The organism is Plantibacter sp. MMLR14_011 (assembly GCF_001865025.1).
Classification (GTDB): domain Bacteria; phylum Actinomycetota; class Actinomycetes; order Actinomycetales; family Microbacteriaceae; genus Plantibacter; species Plantibacter flavus_A.
This window is the reverse complement of record NZ_MJGW01000008.1, coordinates 395,455-411,598: the sequence shown is the minus strand read 5'-3', so window position 1 is coordinate 411,598 and position 16,144 is coordinate 395,455. Positions and strand designations below refer to the sequence as shown.

Here is a 16,144-nt window from a genome sequence, read left to right as displayed (position 1 = left end):
CGACGACGGCAAGACGGAGGAGCACGATGTTCTACTGGTTCATGAAGTACCTGGTCGCCGGCCCGATCCTCAAGTCGATCTTCCGGCCGTGGGTGATCGGCGCCGAGAACATCCCGGAGCACGGCGGCGCGATCATCGCCAGCAACCACCTGTCCTTCATCGACTCGGTGATCCTCCCGCTGTGCGTCGATCGGCGGATCTCCTTCCTGGCCAAGAGCGAGTACTTCCGCGGCAAGGGTTTCGGCGGCTGGGCCACGAAGACCTTCATGCTCGGCACGGGGCAGCTCCCGATCGACCGGTCGGGAGGTAAGGCCTCCGAGGCCTCGCTCAACACCGGACTCGCGGTCCTCGGTGGCGGTCACCTGCTGGGGATCTATCCGGAGGGCACCCGTAGCCCCGACGGGACGATGTACCGCGGCCGCACCGGCGTCGCGCGGATGGTGCTCGAGGCCGGGGTCCCCATCGTCCCCGTCGCGATGATCGACACCGAGAAGGTCATGCCCATCGGCACGAAGCTGCCCCGGATCCGTCGGATCGGGATCGTCATCGGCAAGCCGCTCGACTTCTCGCGGTTCGAGGGCATGGAGGGGGACCGCTTCATCCTCCGCAGCGTCACGGACGAGTTGATGGTCGAGCTCCGCAAGCTCTCGGGCCAGGACTATCGCGACGTCTACGCCACGAGCGTCAAGGAGCGCGCCGCGTCGGCGTGACGCTAAGCTGAAAAACCGGGCCGCGATCGCGGTCCGTTCCCCCTTCCGGGCGGGCTCCGGAGCGCGTCCGGTCGAAGAGAAACAGGAAATCCGTGTCCCACGCTACAGAACCAGTCGTCATGGCCGAACCCTCGGTGATCGCCGGACTGGACTATTGGCGTGAGCTGCCGATCAAGCAGCAGCCGTCATGGCCGGACCAGGCCGCGGTGGCGCGTGCCTCCGCCGAACTTGCGACCCTCCCTCCGCTGGTCTTCGCCGGCGAGGTCGACATCCTGCGCGACCGGTTGGCCCGGGCGGCGAGCGGCAACGCGTTCCTGCTCCAGGGCGGCGATTGCGCCGAGACCTTCGCCGGTGCGACCGCCGAGCAGATCCGCAACCGCGTGAAGACGGTTCTGCAGATGGCCGTCGTGCTCACGTACGGTGCGTCGATGCCGGTCGTCAAGATGGGCCGGATGGCCGGGCAGTTCGCCAAGCCGCGCTCCAACGACTCCGAGACGCGGGGCGACGTCACCCTGCCCGCCTACCGCGGCGACATCGTCAACGGCTACGACTTCACCCCGGAGTCGCGCACGGCCGACCCCGCTCGGCTCGTCAAGGGGTACCACACCTCCGCATCGACGCTGAACCTCATCCGGGCGTTCACCCAGGGCGGGTTCGCCGACCTCCGCGAGGTCCACAGCTGGAACAAGGGGTTCGCCGCCAACCCGGTGAACCACCGCTACGAGGGACTGGCGCGCGACATCGATCGTGCGATCAAGTTCATGGAGGCGGCCGGAGCCGACTTCGACCAGCTGCGGGGTGTCGAGTTCTACTCGAGCCACGAGGCGTTGCTCATGGACTACGAGCGACCGATGACGCGGATCGACTCGCGGACCGGCACGCCATACAACACCTCCGCCCACTTCGTGTGGATCGGGGAGCGGACCCGCGAGCTCGACGGCGCGCACGTCGACTTCCTGTCGCGAGTCCGCAACCCGATCGGCGTGAAGCTCGGCCCGACCACCTCGGCCGACGACATGCTGCGTCTCATCGACAAGCTCGACCCCGAGCGTGAGCCCGGGCGCCTGACGTTCATCACGCGGATGGGTGCGGGCAAGATCAGGGACGCCCTGCCTCCGCTGCTCGAGGCGATCAAGGGTGCCGACGCGACGCCGCTCTGGGTCACCGATCCGATGCACGGCAACGGACTCACGACGCCCACCGGCTACAAGACGCGTCGCTTTGACGACGTCGTGGACGAGGTCAAGGGGTTCTTCGAAGCCCACCGCTCCGCAGGGACGCACCCCGGCGGCATCCACGTCGAGCTCACCGGCGACGACGTCACCGAGTGCCTGGGCGGCTCGGAGCAGATCGACGAGGCCACCTTGGCGACGCGGTACGAGTCGCTGTGCGATCCTCGCCTCAACCACATGCAGTCGCTGGAGCTCGCCTTCCTCGTGGCGGAGGAACTCGCCGCCGCGAAGTAGGTCTCACACGACGAAGCGCCCGTGCCGGATCCGGCATGGGCGCTTCGACGTGTGACAGCCGTGTGGGTCGAGCAGGTGTCGCCGTGGCTACAGACCGAAGTCGGTGATGTTGACGGTCGAGCCCTTCTTGACGGACTTGCCCGCCGGGGGATCGGTCTTCTTCACCTTGAAGATGTCGCGGAAGGCCTCTGCCACGGCGATGTCACCGACGGTGAACCCGGCGTCCTGGAGTGTCGTGATGGCCTGATTGATCGTCTGGCCGGTGGTGTCGGGGACGGCGACCAACTCGACGCCCTTGGACACGATCAAGGTCACGTCGTCGCCCGGGATGAAGGCCGTCTCGTTCCCGTCCGCATCGGTCTTGGCCTGGATGCCGATGACCTGCCCAGCGGGGATCGTGTCGTCGAACGCCTCGTCGGAGGTCCCCACGCCGAGCCCGACGGATTCGAGCGCGTCGCGCGCCTGATCCGGCGTCATCCCCGAGACCGAGGGCACCTGTCCGGCCGACACGAGCAGCGTCACCGTGGAGCCTTGGAAGGACGGCCCACCCTGGCTGTAGTCGGCTCCCGAGGTCGCGTCGGTCGCCGCGAGCACGATGTCCTTCGCGATGCTCGGGTCGAACTGCTGGTTCACGGTGCCGACGGCGACGCCGAGCGCGTCCAACTGCTGCTCGGCGTCGGACTGTGCGAGCCCGGCGAGGACCGGGATGTCCACCGGCTGCGGTCCCTGGGAGACGAGGACCGTGACGGAGCTGCCCTTGTCGATCTTCGAGCCGGACGGCGGATCACTGCCGGCGACCGTGCCGGCCGGGACGGTGAGGCTGAACGTCGCGCCTTCGACGGGCACGAAGCCCAGCTCCACGAGTTTGGCTGACGCCTGGTCGAAACTCCCGTCGGCGACGTTCGGGACCTCGACGAGCGAGCCGGGGCCCTGGCCGAAGTACCATCCGGTCCCACCGGCGAGCGCAGCGAGCATGAGGACGATCGTGAACAGCGCGACGCCCACGCGGCTGCGCTTGCGCGCCTTCGTGGCGAGCTTGCCCGGACCGTCCGTCGCGTCGGCGCGCACCGGGACCTGCTGCGGTTTGGTGTTGCGGCCGATGACCTGGGTGACGTCGTCGGCGTGCTCGCTCGAGTAGGAGGCCGGCATGACGATCGTGGGCTGCGCCCCGGTGGCGACCGAGGTGAACCCGAGACTGGACTCGATGGACCGCAGGCGCTCGAGCATCTCGCCGGCGTTGGACGGACGATCGTCCGGTTCGCGCTCCGTGGCCCAGAACACGAGGTCGTCGAGTTCCTTCGGGACGGCGGGGTTCTTGGCGCTCGGTGCGGGGACCGACTCGTTGGCGTGCTGGTAGGCGATCTGCATCGGCTGCTCGCCCTTGTAGGGCTGCTCGCCGGTGAGCATCTCGTAGAGCATGATACCGAGTGCGTAGATGTCGCTCCGCGCGTCGGCCTGTCCACGGGTGACGAGTTCGGGGGAGAGGTAGGCGATCGTCCCGAGGAGTGCCTGGCCGGTGGCCGTGTTCGCGCTCGCGGCTCTCGCGAGGCCGAAGTCGCCGATCTTGATGCGCCCGTCGTCGGCGAGCAGGACGTTCTCCGGCTTGACGTCGCGGTGGACGATGCCGGCGCGGTGCGCGGCGGCGAGACCGGACAGCACGGCGTCGAGGATGTCGGCGGCCTGCCGAGGGGTGAGCGTGCCGTTGTCGCGGATGAGGTCGCGGAGGGTGATCCCCGGCAGGTGCTCCATGACGAGGTAGGCCATGTCGGAGTCCTGGCCCTGGTCGAACACGCTGACGACGTGAGGGTTCGCGAGCCGGGCGGCGGAGCGCGCCTCCTGGATGAAGCGGTTCTTGAACGTCGTGTCGTCCGAGAGATGGCCGTGCATGACCTTGATCGCGACGCGCCGTTCCAGCCGGAGATCGGTGGCGAGGTACACCGTCGCCATGCCGCCCCGGGCGATGCGTGAGCGCACCTGATATCTCCCGTCGAGGAGACGGCCGATCATCGGATCGGTCTGCTGGTTGCTACTCACCAGTCGAGTGTATGGAACGTCGGGCGCGAAGAGCTGTCAACACCCCGGGAGGGCGGCGAGGCGCCCGGATCGTTACCCGAACGCGATCCGACGGCGCCGAGCGGAGCGCGGTCGTGGCAGACTGCTGTGCGTGACTGAGCAGAATTCCGAACTCGTGTGGTTCACCCTTCCCGATCTGGCGACCGAACTCGGGCTGCCGATCCGACGCATCCGCCAGTACCTCGAGGAGCGCGACCTCCTCGCCGTCCGGCGCGACGGCGTGCTGCAGGTGCCGTCGTCGTTCATCGCGGACGGCGGGCCGGTGCACAACCTGCGCGGCACGCTCACGCTGCTGTCCGACAACGGCTTCGACGACGAGGCCGCGATGGTCTGGATGCTCGAGGACGACGACGCGATCGGGACCTCCCCGATCCAAGCCCTCCGCGAGGGACGTCGTTCCGAGGTCCGCCGGGTGGCTCAGGCGCTCGCCTGATCCTGAGCTGTCCGAGCCGGACGGCTCAGGTCTCGCGGCGTGCGACCGCGACCGCGAGGCCGCGCAGGTGGGCCCGGGCGTCGTCGTTGATCGGAGCCTCGCCCAGTGCGGAGAGTGCCCTTGCGACGTGGTCCTGGATGAGCTTCTCCACCTGGTCGACGGCCCCGCTGTCGCGGATGGTCGCCTGGAGCAGGCCGATCTGGTCGTCGTCGAGTTCGGGGTCCCCGAGCAGCTCGTCGAGGATGGCGCGCGCGCCCGGCTGGAGGGCCTCCCTCGTGAGCGCGATGAGGATGGTCCGCTTGCCCTCGCGGAGGTCGTCGCCACTCGGCTTGCCGGTCACAGCGGGATCGCCGTAGACGCCGAGGAGGTCGTCGCGCAGCTGGAACGCGATGCCGAGGGGGAGGCCGTACCCGCGGAGCGACGCGAGCTGCTGTTCGTTCCCGCCGCCGAGGAGCGCCCCGAGCGCGAGCGGGGACTCGATGCTGTACTTGGCCGATTTGAAGATGAGGACGCGCTCGGCCCGGCGGCGCTGTTCGTCGTCGGCGGCGTCGCGCCAGGCGCGCTCCTCGAGGATGTCGAGGTACTGGCCGGCCGTGACCTCGGTCCGCATCCGGTTGAACTCGGCCCGCGCTGCGCGAGCGGCGGTGCGGTCGTCCAGCTGGTCGAGTCCGTCGTCGAGGAGTTCGTCACTCCAGCCGAGGAGCAGGTCGCCGAGGAGCGTGGCGGCTCCGGTACCGAAGGTGGTCGGGTCGCCGTCCCATCTGCTGCGGCGGTGCAACTCCGCGAAGGAGACGTGAGCCGACGGTGCGCCACGGCGGGTGTCGGAGTTGTCGATGATGTCGTCGTGGACGAGCGCTGCGGCATGGAACAGCTCGAGTGCTCCACAGGTCGCGATGACGGTCTCGAGGCCGCCCTGACCGCTGGCGTGTCTCCCGGTCGAGACGGCCTGCCAGCCCCGGAAGCAGAACTGTGCTCGGAACCGCTTCCCACCGCTGAGAAATTCCCGGGAGAAGTCGAGGAACGGGGAGAGCTCCGGGCCGATCTGCGCGACAATGGAGCTTCGCGAGGATAGAAAGTCGGAGAGCCCGCGGCCCACCAGGGTGGCGAGTTCATTGCTTTCGATCACGCACCTAGCCTAGTCATGCTTCGGTGGCTAGACTCGATCAACAACGTCGCGTCGTGTGACCTTGAGGGGAATCAGATGCCACTTTCAGAGCAGGAGCAACGGCTCCTCGATGAGATGGAACGCCACCTCTACCGCAGCGATGCCGATTTCGTCTCCAAGGTCAGCGCTGGCGCGGGCAAACCGAGTTACCGCGGAATCGCGCTCGGCTCCCTCATCGCGGTGGTCGGGGCGATCGGCCTCGTGCTCGGAGTCGTGATCCAGCAGCCCATCGTCGGTCTGCTCGGGTTCGCGATCATGCTCACGGGCGTGCTCGTGGCGACGAAACCGACCCGGGCTCCGCTCGAACAGCCGCGTCCTCGTCAGGCGGCTCCGGCCGGCCAGAAGTCGTCGCGTCTGATGGACCGCTTCAACGATCGCTGGGACAAGCGTCAGTCAGGCGACGAACGCTAGCGAGGCCCGGTCACCCGGTCGCTCCTCGGTCGGCCACCTGACTCCACTTCGCTCCCTCGCGGCGCCGCCGCACCACGACCCTGAACGGGGCCGATCTTCGGATCGGCCCCGTTTCGTCGTTTCGGGCCCTCCCTGATCGTCCCGGGTATGACAAAACCCCTCCATTTCCCTCCACCCCGCAGAGTCCTGACTTTGCGGGGTTTTTTTCATGGGCAAATGGACCAATGTGGGGGAATGTGCTGCATTGGTGGTGCAAAGTGGAGTAAAGTGGAGCCCAACCAAGATGTTGGCCAGAACGATTGGGGGCGGGGGCGTATGTTCCTCGGTAGTCACGCCCCCAAACTCGACGAAAAAGGTCGCATCATCCTGCCGGCGAAGTTCCGCGATGAGCTCTCCGGCGGGGTCGTCATGACTCGAGGCCAGGAGCACTGCATCTACGTCTTCAGCACGCGGGAGTTCGAGGCGCTCCACGAGAAGATCCGCCAGGCTCCGGTCACCAGCAAGCAGGCCCGCGACTACCTGCGCGTGTTCCTCTCCGGAGCGAGCGCCGAGACGCCCGACAAGCAGCACCGCGTGACCATTCCGTCCAACCTCCGCCAGTACGCCGGGCTGAGCCGCGACCTCGTGGTCATCGGCGCCGGCAGCCGCGCGGAGATCTGGGACGCCGAGGCATGGGAGTCCTACCTCGCCGAACAGGAGAGCGTCTTCTCCGAGACCGCCGAGGAGGTGATCCCCGGACTCTTCTAGTGCCCTGCCCCCTGACTCCCAGCCGTCCCGCCCTGACACACTTCCCCGGTGTCAGGTCGGAGCCCGCCCTGACACACTTCCCCGGTGCCAGGTCGGAACGGATGGGGATCAGGGGTCAGGGACCGTCCGGATTACGCATATGGCCATCAACGACATCCACACCCCGGTCCTCCTCGAGCGATGCATCGAGTTGCTCGCCCCCGCCGTGTCACACGAGGGCGCGGTCCTCATCGACGCCACACTCGGCATGGCGGGCCACGCCGAGGCCATGCTCGAGCGGTTCCCGCAGTTGACCCTCATCGGGCTCGACCGCGACCTCGACGCGCTCGACATCGCTCAGGAGCGGCTCGCGCGCTTCGGGTCGCGCGCTCGGTTCGTCAAAGCCGTCTACGACGACATCGACGAGGCGGCCGAGGAGCTCGGGTTCCCGCAGGTGGACGGGATCCTGTTCGACCTCGGTGTCTCCTCGCTGCAGCTCGATCGGACCGAACGCGGCTTCTCGTACTCGCAGGACGCTCCTCTCGACATGCGGATGGACGCGTCGAGCGAGCTGACGGCGGAGACGGTCCTCGCCACCTACGACGAGGTCGCGCTTCGGAAGATCTTCTGGGAGTACGGCGACGAGAAGTTGGCGCAGCGCTACGCACGCCGCATCGTCGAGGAACGCCAGCAGCGACCCCTGACGAGTTCCGGTCAGCTCGTCGAACTCATCGATCGGGCCACTCCGGCGGCCGCACGTCGCACCGGACACCCGGCCAAGCGGGTCTTCCAGGCGCTGCGCATCGAGGTCAACGCGGAGCTGTCGGTCCTCGAGGCCGCCGTGCCCCGCGCGCTCGACCTGCTTCGGGTCGGAGGCCGGATCGTGTTCCTGTCGTACCAGTCGCTCGAGGACCGGATCGTCAAGCGCGAGCTCCAGGCGCGGGCGAAGTCGACCACGCCGGCGGGGCTGCCCGTCGAGCTCCCGGAGCACAGCGCGGAGCTGAAGCTCCTCGTCAAGGGCGCCGAACTCGCCACCGAGCCCGAGATCGACGAGAACCCCCGAGCGAAACCCGTGCGACTCCGCGCGGCCGAACGGCTGAGGAGGCCAGCATGAGCGGAGCGACCGCAGCACTCGATCTCGCACCAGAACGGCTCGGACGCGCTCGGCCGCAGCCGACCCGGACGGCCCCCGAACGGCAGCACATCCGTGCGGTCACGACCGGGGCGCGCTCGAAGCTCCGACCACGGCCGATGTACGCGGTCATCGTCGTCGGTGCGGTCGTCGCCATCGTCGTCGGTCAGTTGCTCCTCAGCGTCGGGTTGAGCCAGGGCGCATACCAGATCCAGCAGCTCGAGGGGAAGCAGGTCGAACTCGGCCGCACCTCGGCCGCGCTGGCCGAGGACCTCGACCGCCTGGCCTCGCCCCAGTACCTCGCCGTGAACGCGCAGGCACTCGGCATGGTGGGCAACTCGCTCCCGACCTACCTCCGACTCTCCGACGGTGCCGTGCTGGGGACGCCCACGCCGGCGTCGGCGAGCACGAGTCCGATCTTCAACGCCGCCCTCGTGCCGAACGCACAGGCCGCGACGCTCCCGCTCGTCGGCGGGCAGAACGCCGCCGCCGCAGACGGCGCGTCGAGTCAGGAAGCGGTCACCCCGCCCGTACCGTTGCAGGACGGGCTGCCGTCGCCGACCACACGATGACCGGACGGCTCACGGTGAAGGACGACGCCCTGCTCGGAGGTGCGACGTCGGGAGAGGACGCGGTGCGGGCATCATGGTGAGACACACGAAGACCACGCGCCGACGCCTCGCGTTCACCATCGTCGCGGTCTCCATCGTGATGACGCTCTTCGTCCTGCGTCTGGTGGACATCCAAGTGGTCCGCGCGAGTGCCTTGAGCGCCGAATCCCTCGAGAAGACCGAGACGGGTGACACGATCCTCGCCACCCGCGGCAACATCCTCGCCTCCGACGGTTCGGTGCTCGCCGAAGCGGTCATGCGGTACAGCATGGCGGCATCTCCGAAGGACGCCGGTCCGTTCGAACGCGACGTCGACGGCGCCGAGCAGACGATCACCCTCGAGCAGGCGACGAACGAGATCGGCGCGATCATCGGCAAGCCCGGTCCGGAGGTCCTCGCGCTCATCACGGACGCCCTCGCCGCGGACAAGGACTCGCTCTACGCCCTCATCGCGAAGAAGCTCACGCTCGACCAGCTCCGAGCGCTCAAGGCGCTGGAGATCCCGTGGACGACCTTCAAGGAGGAGCCCTACCGGGTGTACCCGAACGGTGCCGTCGCCGGCAACATCGTCGGCTTCGTGGGCGAGGAGGGCGAGGCCCAGGCGGGCGTCGAACTCATGGAGAACTCCTGCCTCGCCGGCAAGGACGGTCGCACGACGTACGAGAAGGGCAGTGGCGGTCTCCCGCTCCCCGGCACCACGGTGACGAAGCCGGCGAAGGACGGCGGCGACGTCGTGCTCACGCTCGACAAGGACATCCAGTGGTTCTCGCAGCAGTCGCTCGCCGCGCAGGCCGAAGCGGTCGGTGCGAGCTGGGGCGTCGTCACGGTGATGGAGGTCAAGACCGGCAAGCTCCTCGCCGTCGCCGAGTACCCGGCCGTCGACCCCGGCAACGTCAGCGCGACGCCGTCCGAGGACCGAGGCTCACGGGCCTTCGCCGCGCCGTTCGAACCGGGATCGACGTACAAGTCGCTCACCGCCGCGGCGCTCATCGACCAGGGTGTCGCGAATCCGAACTCCCAGGTGGTCGCTCCGTTCCGGTACAAGCCCTCGAACGGTGCCGACATCAACGACAGCGAGTTCCACGCGGATCTGAACCTCACCCTGTCGGGTGTCATGGTCGAATCGTCCAACACGGGGATATCGCAGTTCGGCGAGAAGATGAGCGCCGACACCCGCTACGCGTACTTCCAGAAGTTCGGTCAGCTGCAGAAGACCGAGGTCGGCTTCCCGAGCGAGTCCGGTGGCCTCATGGCGGACCCTGCGGACTGGGACAACCAGACGGACTACGCGACCATGTTCGGTCAGGGCTTCTCGACGACCGCGATCCAGGGCGCCAGCCTGTACCAGACGATCGCGAACGGCGGTGTCCGCATGCCCGTCCAGCTGGTCGAGGGGTGCCGGAACGCCGACGGCACCATGACCGACGTCCCCGACGCGACCGGGACCCAGGTCGTCTCCGCCGACGCGGCGAAGCAGGTCAGCGACATGCTCGAGATGGTCGACCAGGAGAGCTGGGTCGCCAAGAACGTCGACGTCCCCGGCTACCGGGTGGCCATGAAGACCGGTACCGCACAGCAGCCCGACGGCGACGGCGGCTACAGCTCGAGCTACCTCGTCTCGATGGCCGGTTTCGCCCCTGCGGAAGCGCCGCAGTTCGTCGTTTCGGTGAACCTGGCCGACCCGGTTAAGATGAATTCATCGGCTGCAGTCGCTCCCATCTTCCGGGATGTGACCACCCAGGTGCTGAAGAGCAGGGGAGTGCAGCCGTCCACGGAGCCGGCACCGAACCTGCCGCTCAGATTTTGAACGACCTCATGAAGGATGGGCTCAGCGTGAACAATCAGGGCCCGATCAGCCTCAGGCCGGAACATCCGCAACGGCGGGCGCTCTCGCAGCTGGTGACCGAATTCGACCTCGACCTGCACGGCTCGGCCGACGGCGTGGAGATCAGCGGCGTCAGTCTGAGCTCCGGTGCCGTCGAGCCCGGTGACCTCTACATCGGCATGCCGGGTGTCCGCGCCCACGGTGCCGCGTATGCGGAGCAGGCGAAGGAACGCGGCGCTGTCGCGGTGCTCACGGACGACGCCGGACGAGACCTGGCCGCAGCGGCCGGTCTGCCGATCATCGTCGTGCCGGAGCCACGTGCCGCCCTCGGCCACCTCGCCGCCTGGGTCTACCGCACGGCCGAGGAACCACCGACGCTGTTCGGCGTGACCGGCACCAACGGCAAGACGAGCGTGGTCTATCTCCTGAGCGGCATGCTCGCGCAACTCGGGATCGTCTCCGGGCTGAGCTCGACCGCGGAGCGGCGCATCGGCGACCTCGCGGTGACGAGCTCCCTCACCACGCCGGAGGCCAGCGAGCTGCACGCGCTGCTCGCGCGCATGCGCGAGTCCGAGGTGCGCGCGGTCGCCATCGAGGTCTCCGCCCAGGCGCTGACGAGGCACCGCGTCGACGGCATCGTCTTCGACGTGGTCGGCTTCACCAACCTCAGCCACGACCACTTCGACGACTACGGCGACTTCGACGAGTACTTCGCGGCCAAGCGGGAGCTGTTCGAGCCCGATCGCGCCCGACGAGGCGTGGTCACGATCGATTCCGAGTGGGGCGGCCGGCTCGTCGAGCAGAGCCGGATCCCGGTGACGACCCTGACGACCCGCCCGGAGGTCGACGCCGACTGGCGCATGACGATCCTCGAGGAGACCGCCGGTTCCACGACGTTCCGCCTCGACGGCCCCGGCGACCAGGTGCTCGTGACGAGCGTGCCGCTGCTCGGCTGGTTCATGGCGGCGAACGCCGCGCTCGCGATCGTGATGCTCGTCGAGTCCGGTGTGGAGTTCGACATGATCGCCCAGGCCCTCGAGCGGGACGGTGGGATCGACGCCTACATCCCCGGGCGTGCCGAGCGGATCAGCGGCGACCGCGGCCCGGTCGTGTACATCGACTACGGGCACAGCCCCGACGCGTTCCTCAACACCCTCGCGGCCATCCGGGCCGTCACGCCGGGCCGCGTCATCATGGTGTTCGGCGCCGACGGAGACCGCGACACGACGAAGCGTCGCGACATGGGCGCGATCGCGGCCCGGGGTGCCGACGTCGTGGTGGTCACCGACTTCCATCCCCGGAGCGAGGACCCGGCGTCGATCCGACGCGTGCTCCTCGAAGCCGCCCGCGAAGCCGCACCGGACGGCGAGTTGCACGAGGTCGCCGACCCGGCGACCGCGTTCCGCACCGCCCTCGCGCTGGCCGGTCAGGGCGACACCATCCTCTACGCCGGACCGGGGCACGAGGACTACCACGAGGTGGCCGGCGTGAAGCTCCCGTACTCGGCGCGCGACGACTCGCGCGACGCGCTGCGCGAGGCAGGGTGGCTCTGATGATCGATCTGACCCTCACCGAGATCGCCGCGGCGACCGACGGCCGACTGATCCCCGGTCCGGCGGACCCCGGCCTCGTCGTGTCCGGCGTCGCCGACACCGACTCCCGACTCGTCACGCCCGGCGACATCTTCGTCGCGAAGCCCGGCGAGGAGACCGACGGACACCTGTTCGCCGATGCGGCGGTCGCCAACGGCGCCGCGCTGCTCATCGTCGAACGGGAGCTGGCCGTCGCCGTGCCGCAGATCGTCGTCGAGAACTCCGTGACCGCGCTCGGTGCCCTCGCCACCGAGGTCATCACGAGGGTGCGCGCGCTCGGACGACTCCGGATCGTCGGTATCACCGGCTCCAACGGCAAGACCACGACCAAGAACCTCCTCGCCGCGGTCCTCGAGCGCGTCGGGGAGACGGTCAGCCCCAAGGCCTCCTTCAACAACGAGGTCGGAGCGCCGATCACCATGCTGCGCGTGACGAACGAGACGCGGTTCCTCGTCGCGGAGATGGGTGCCAGCGGCATCGGCGAGATCGCCCGACTCATCCGCATGGCGAAGCCCGACATCGGCGTGGTCCTGAAGGTCGGACTCGCGCACGCGGGGGAGTTCGGCGGGATCGAAGCGACCGTCACGGCGAAGACCGAGATGGTGTCCGAGCTGCTCCCGGAGGACGTCGCCGTCCTCAACCTCGACGATCCACGGGTGGCCGGTATGGCCCATGCCACCCAGGCACGCGTGCTCTGGTTCGGCCTCGACGATCGCGCCGCCGTTCGCGCGACCGACATCGTCGCGACGGCGTCCGGAACCGCGTTCACGCTGCACCTGCCCGACGGTTCCTCAGCGCCCGTCCGGTTCAAGGTGCTCGGTGAGCACCACGTCATGAACGCCCTCGCCGCGGCCGCAGCCGCCCACGAACTCGGTGTGGAGATCGACCTCATCGTCGACGCCCTCGAGAGCGTGAGTCGGGCGGAGCGCTGGCGGATGGAGCCCCTCGGTGGACGCGACGACGTGTCCATCATCAACGACGCCTACAACGCCAGCCCCGACTCGATGTCGGCCGCCATCCGGACCCTCGCCCAGATCGGTGCTGAACGCGGCCGGACCATCGCGGTGCTCGGTGCCATGAGCGAACTGGGCGACTGGGCGGGCGAGGAACACGACCGGATCGGGCTCCAGGTCGTCCGGCTCGGCATCGGCCGCCTCGTCGTGGTCGGCCCCGAGGCCCGCCGCATGCACATCACCGCGATCAACGAAGGGTCGTGGGACGGGGAGTCGGTGTACTTCGCGACCGCGGACGAGGCGTTCGCGTACTTGAGCGCGGAGATCGCCCCGGGCGACACCGTGCTCGTCAAATCGTCCAACGCGGCCGGACTCCGGTTGCTGGGCGATCGACTGGGGGAGTTGTACGCATGAGAGTCCTGTTGGCCGCGGGAGCGATCTCGCTGGCGTTCTCCCTCTTCCTGACCCCGCTGTTCATCAGAGCGTTCCGCAAGCTGGCCTGGGGCCAGTTCATCCGTGACGACGGACCACAGAGCCACCACACGAAGCGCGGGACCGCGACGATGGGCGGCGTCATCATCATCGTCGGCACCCTCGTCGGTTTCTTCGCGAGCTATCTGATCTTCCAGGAGCAGGTCGGGGTCTCGGCGCTCCTGGTCCTGCTCATGATGGTCGGCCTCGGCATCGTCGGATTCATCGACGACTTCCTGAAGGTCCGGAAGAAGCAGAGCCTCGGCCTCGGCGGGTGGGCGAAGGTCGCCGGGCAACTCATCGTCGCGACGGTCTTCGCCGTCCTCGCGATCAACTTCCCGAACACCGAGGGGTTCACCCCGGCTTCGACGAACATCTCGATCATCCGCGACATCCCGATCAACTTCATGGCGATCGGCATCCCGGTGATCGGCATCCTGCTGTACATCCTCTGGACCTCGGTGATCGTGGCCGCGACGTCGAACGGCGTGAACGTCACCGACGGGCTCGACGGGCTCGCCACCGGCGCCTCGATCCTCGCGATCGGCTCGTACATCATCATCGGCTTCTGGCAGTTCAACCAGTCGTGCTTCAGCTCTTCGCTCGCCTCCGACGTCGCCTACAAGTGTTACGACGTCAGGGATCCACTCGACCTCGCCGTGGTCGCAGCGGCGATCGTGGGAGCGCTCATCGGGTTCCTCTGGTGGAACACCTCGCCGGCACAGATCTTCATGGGTGACAGCGGGTCGTTGGCGCTCGGTGGAGCGCTCGCGGCTCTGGCCATCCTCAGCAAGACCGAGCTCCTCCTGGTGCTCGTCGGTGGTCTCTTCGTCATCGAGGCCGGTTCCGTGATCGTCCAGCGGGTCTACTTCAAGGCGACCCACGGCAAGCGCATCTTCCTCATGAGCCCCATCCACCACCACTTCGAGCTCAAGGGTTGGGCCGAGGTCACCGTCGTCGTCCGCTTCTGGATCATCGGCGGTCTGCTCGTCGCCGCGGGTGTGGGTTCCTTCTACCTCGAGTGGCTGAGCCGATGAGCGCTGAGCGCCTCGACGGGCTCCGCAGCTGGCACGCCGACTGGCGTGATCTGCGGGTCGCCGTCCTGGGACTCGGGATGACCGGGTTCTCCGTCGCTGACACCCTCGCCGAGCTCGGCTCGGAGGTACTGGTCCTGGCAGGCGAGGCCGCGGACGAACGTGCCGAACTCGTCGGCGTCATCGGTGCGCGGCTCATCCAGCGGGACCTGTCGACCGTGCCGTCAGAGCTCGTCGAGTTCGCTCCGGAGCTCGTCGTCGTCTCACCCGGATTCCACCCCGACCACGCCGTCGTCACGTGGGCGCAGGCGGCCGGGGTCGCAGTCTGGGGTGACATCGAGCTCGCCTGGCGGGTCCGCGACAAGGTCGGCACCCCGGCCGAGTGGATCTGCATCACCGGCACGAACGGCAAGACCACCACCGTTCAGCTGACGGCGTCGATGCTCGTCGAGGCGGGCTTCCGCGCGGCGCCCTGCGGCAACATCGGCGTCCCGGTCCTGGACGCCGTCCGTGATCCGCAGGGCTTCGACTTCTTCGTCGTCGAGCTCTCCAGTTACCAGTTGCACACCCTCGGCCTGCAGGGCGGTCGGAGCATCGTCTCACCGCTCGCCAGTGTCTGCCTGAACCTCGCCGACGACCACCTCGACTGGCACGGCTCAGCCGAGGCGTACCGGGCGGCGAAGGCCGTGGTGTACGAGAACACGAAGGTCGCGTGCGTCTACAACCGCGCTGACGCGGCGACCATGTCGATGGTCGAGGAGGCCGAGGTCGTCGACGGCGCCCGCGCCGTCGGGTTCGGCCTCGACGTCCCCGGACCGAGCGACTTCGGCGTCGTGGACGGCATCCTGGTGGACCGCGCGTTCCTCGACGACCGTCGGACGAGCGCCCTCGAGATCACGACGGTCGAAGCGCTCGCCCAGCGCGGACTCGCCGCTCCGCACATCGTCGCCAACATCCTGGCGGCCGCGGCCCTCGCCCGGGCCGCCGGCATCACGGTCGAGGCGGTGCGCGACACCCTGCTGTCGTTCGGCCTGGACGCGCACCGGATCCAGCTCATCGCGCGAAGGCTCGAGGTGGACTGGATCGACGACTCGAAGGCCACCAACCCGCACGCCGCCGACGCCTCGCTCGCCGCCTACCGCTCGGTGGTGTGGATCGTCGGAGGCCTGTTGAAGGGCGTCTCGATCGATCGTCTGGTGGAGCGGCACGCCGACCACCTGCGCGCGGCCGTCGTGATCGGCGCCGACCGCTCGGAGGTCCTCGCGGCATTCGCGCGACACGCGCCGACGCTGACCGTCATCGAGGTCGACGCAGCGGAGACTGAACACGTCATGCCGGAGGCCGTTCGCCGGGCCGCCGAGGTCGCGCAGGCAGGGGACACCGTGCTCCTCGCTCCTGCAGCCGCCTCGATGGACCAGTTCACGGACTACGGACACCGTGGTCGCCTGTTCCAGGCCGCCGTCGAAGCAGAGCTGGGAGGTGAGGCGGATGATCGATCCGCCTCGCGCTGACCCGCGCCGCGCGCGGTCCTCATCGTCCCGG

The 16,144-nt window shown here is 68.5% G+C and carries 14 protein-coding genes; 12 read left to right on the top strand and 2 right to left on the bottom strand.

Going from position 1 to position 16,144, the window contains the following annotated elements:
• The first annotated feature begins 26 nt into the window (after positions 1 to 26).
• Together BIU99_RS06345 and BIU99_RS06340 are read left to right on the top strand one after the other, a co-directional pair.
• On the top strand, positions 27 to 710 hold the full coding sequence (locus BIU99_RS06345; RefSeq protein WP_064297009.1) for a 1-acyl-sn-glycerol-3-phosphate acyltransferase: 684 nt from the start codon (positions 27 to 29) through the stop codon (positions 708 to 710).
• Positions 711 to 829: 119 nt separating this feature from the next.
• Entirely contained in the window at positions 830 to 2,176 is a 1,347-nt protein-coding gene (locus BIU99_RS06340) for a class II 3-deoxy-7-phosphoheptulonate synthase (RefSeq protein WP_064297008.1), read from the top strand.
• An 87-nt stretch (positions 2,177 to 2,263) separates the two neighbouring features.
• Here BIU99_RS06340 and pknB read toward each other — a convergent pair whose 3' ends face one another.
• On the bottom strand, positions 2,264 to 4,210 hold the full coding sequence (gene pknB, locus BIU99_RS06335) for a Stk1 family PASTA domain-containing Ser/Thr kinase (RefSeq protein ID WP_064297007.1): 1,947 nt from the start codon (positions 4,208 to 4,210) through the stop codon (positions 2,264 to 2,266).
• Positions 4,211 to 4,340: 130 nt separating this feature from the next.
• Here pknB and BIU99_RS06330 point away from each other — a divergent pair, with 130 nt between their 5' ends.
• Positions 4,341 to 4,682 (top strand): Rv2175c family DNA-binding protein, encoded by a 342-nt coding sequence (locus BIU99_RS06330; protein WP_064297006.1) that lies wholly within the window; start codon positions 4,341 to 4,343, stop codon positions 4,680 to 4,682.
• Positions 4,683 to 4,707: 25 nt separating this feature from the next.
• Here the strand turns inward: BIU99_RS06330 and BIU99_RS06325 are convergent, their stop codons facing one another.
• Positions 4,708 to 5,808, bottom strand: coding sequence for a polyprenyl synthetase family protein (locus BIU99_RS06325; protein ID WP_064297005.1), 1,101 nt, complete (start codon positions 5,806 to 5,808; stop codon positions 4,708 to 4,710).
• 75 nt (positions 5,809 to 5,883) lie between these two features.
• On the opposite strand from BIU99_RS06325, the gene BIU99_RS06320 reads away from it, so the two are divergent.
• The 9 genes from BIU99_RS06320 to murD all read left to right on the top strand — a co-directional run bounded on the left by BIU99_RS06320 (position 5,884) and on the right by murD (position 16,113).
• A complete protein-coding gene (locus tag BIU99_RS06320) occupies positions 5,884 to 6,258 on the top strand; it encodes a DUF3040 domain-containing protein (RefSeq protein WP_064297004.1) in 375 nt (124 codons plus the stop codon).
• Between the two features lie 315 nt (positions 6,259 to 6,573).
• The gene (mraZ, locus tag BIU99_RS06315; protein ID WP_064297003.1) at positions 6,574 to 7,005 is read left to right on the top strand and encodes a division/cell wall cluster transcriptional repressor MraZ; all 432 of its coding nucleotides are present in this window, start codon (positions 6,574 to 6,576) and stop codon (positions 7,003 to 7,005) included.
• A 139-nt stretch (positions 7,006 to 7,144) separates the two neighbouring features.
• Positions 7,145 to 8,098 (top strand): 16S rRNA (cytosine(1402)-N(4))-methyltransferase RsmH, encoded by a 954-nt coding sequence (rsmH, locus tag BIU99_RS06310; RefSeq protein WP_071260286.1) that lies wholly within the window; start codon positions 7,145 to 7,147, stop codon positions 8,096 to 8,098.
• Positions 8,095 to 8,688, top strand: a complete 594-nt coding sequence (locus BIU99_RS06305) for a hypothetical protein (RefSeq protein WP_064297001.1) — start codon at positions 8,095 to 8,097, stop codon at positions 8,686 to 8,688. Before rsmH ends, BIU99_RS06305 begins: the two co-directional genes overlap by 4 nt.
• A gap of 73 nt (positions 8,689 to 8,761) precedes the next feature.
• On the top strand, positions 8,762 to 10,534 hold the full coding sequence (locus BIU99_RS06300; protein ID WP_064297000.1) for a penicillin-binding protein 2: 1,773 nt from the start codon (positions 8,762 to 8,764) through the stop codon (positions 10,532 to 10,534).
• 26 nt (positions 10,535 to 10,560) lie between these two features.
• Positions 10,561 to 12,105: a Mur ligase family protein gene (locus BIU99_RS06295; protein ID WP_236555472.1), complete on the top strand. Its 1,545-nt coding sequence runs from the start codon at positions 10,561 to 10,563 to the stop codon at positions 12,103 to 12,105.
• A complete protein-coding gene (gene murF / locus BIU99_RS06290) occupies positions 12,105 to 13,511 on the top strand; it encodes a UDP-N-acetylmuramoyl-tripeptide--D-alanyl-D-alanine ligase (RefSeq protein ID WP_071260390.1) in 1,407 nt (468 codons plus the stop codon). Before BIU99_RS06295 ends, murF begins: the two co-directional genes overlap by 1 nt.
• Positions 13,508 to 14,605: a phospho-N-acetylmuramoyl-pentapeptide-transferase gene (gene mraY, locus BIU99_RS06285; protein ID WP_064296998.1), complete on the top strand. Its 1,098-nt coding sequence runs from the start codon at positions 13,508 to 13,510 to the stop codon at positions 14,603 to 14,605. Before murF ends, mraY begins: the two co-directional genes overlap by 4 nt.
• Positions 14,602 to 16,113, top strand: coding sequence for a UDP-N-acetylmuramoyl-L-alanine--D-glutamate ligase (gene murD, locus BIU99_RS06280; RefSeq protein WP_071260282.1), 1,512 nt, complete (start codon positions 14,602 to 14,604; stop codon positions 16,111 to 16,113). Before mraY ends, murD begins: the two co-directional genes overlap by 4 nt.
• Positions 16,114 to 16,144 lie beyond the last annotated feature (31 nt).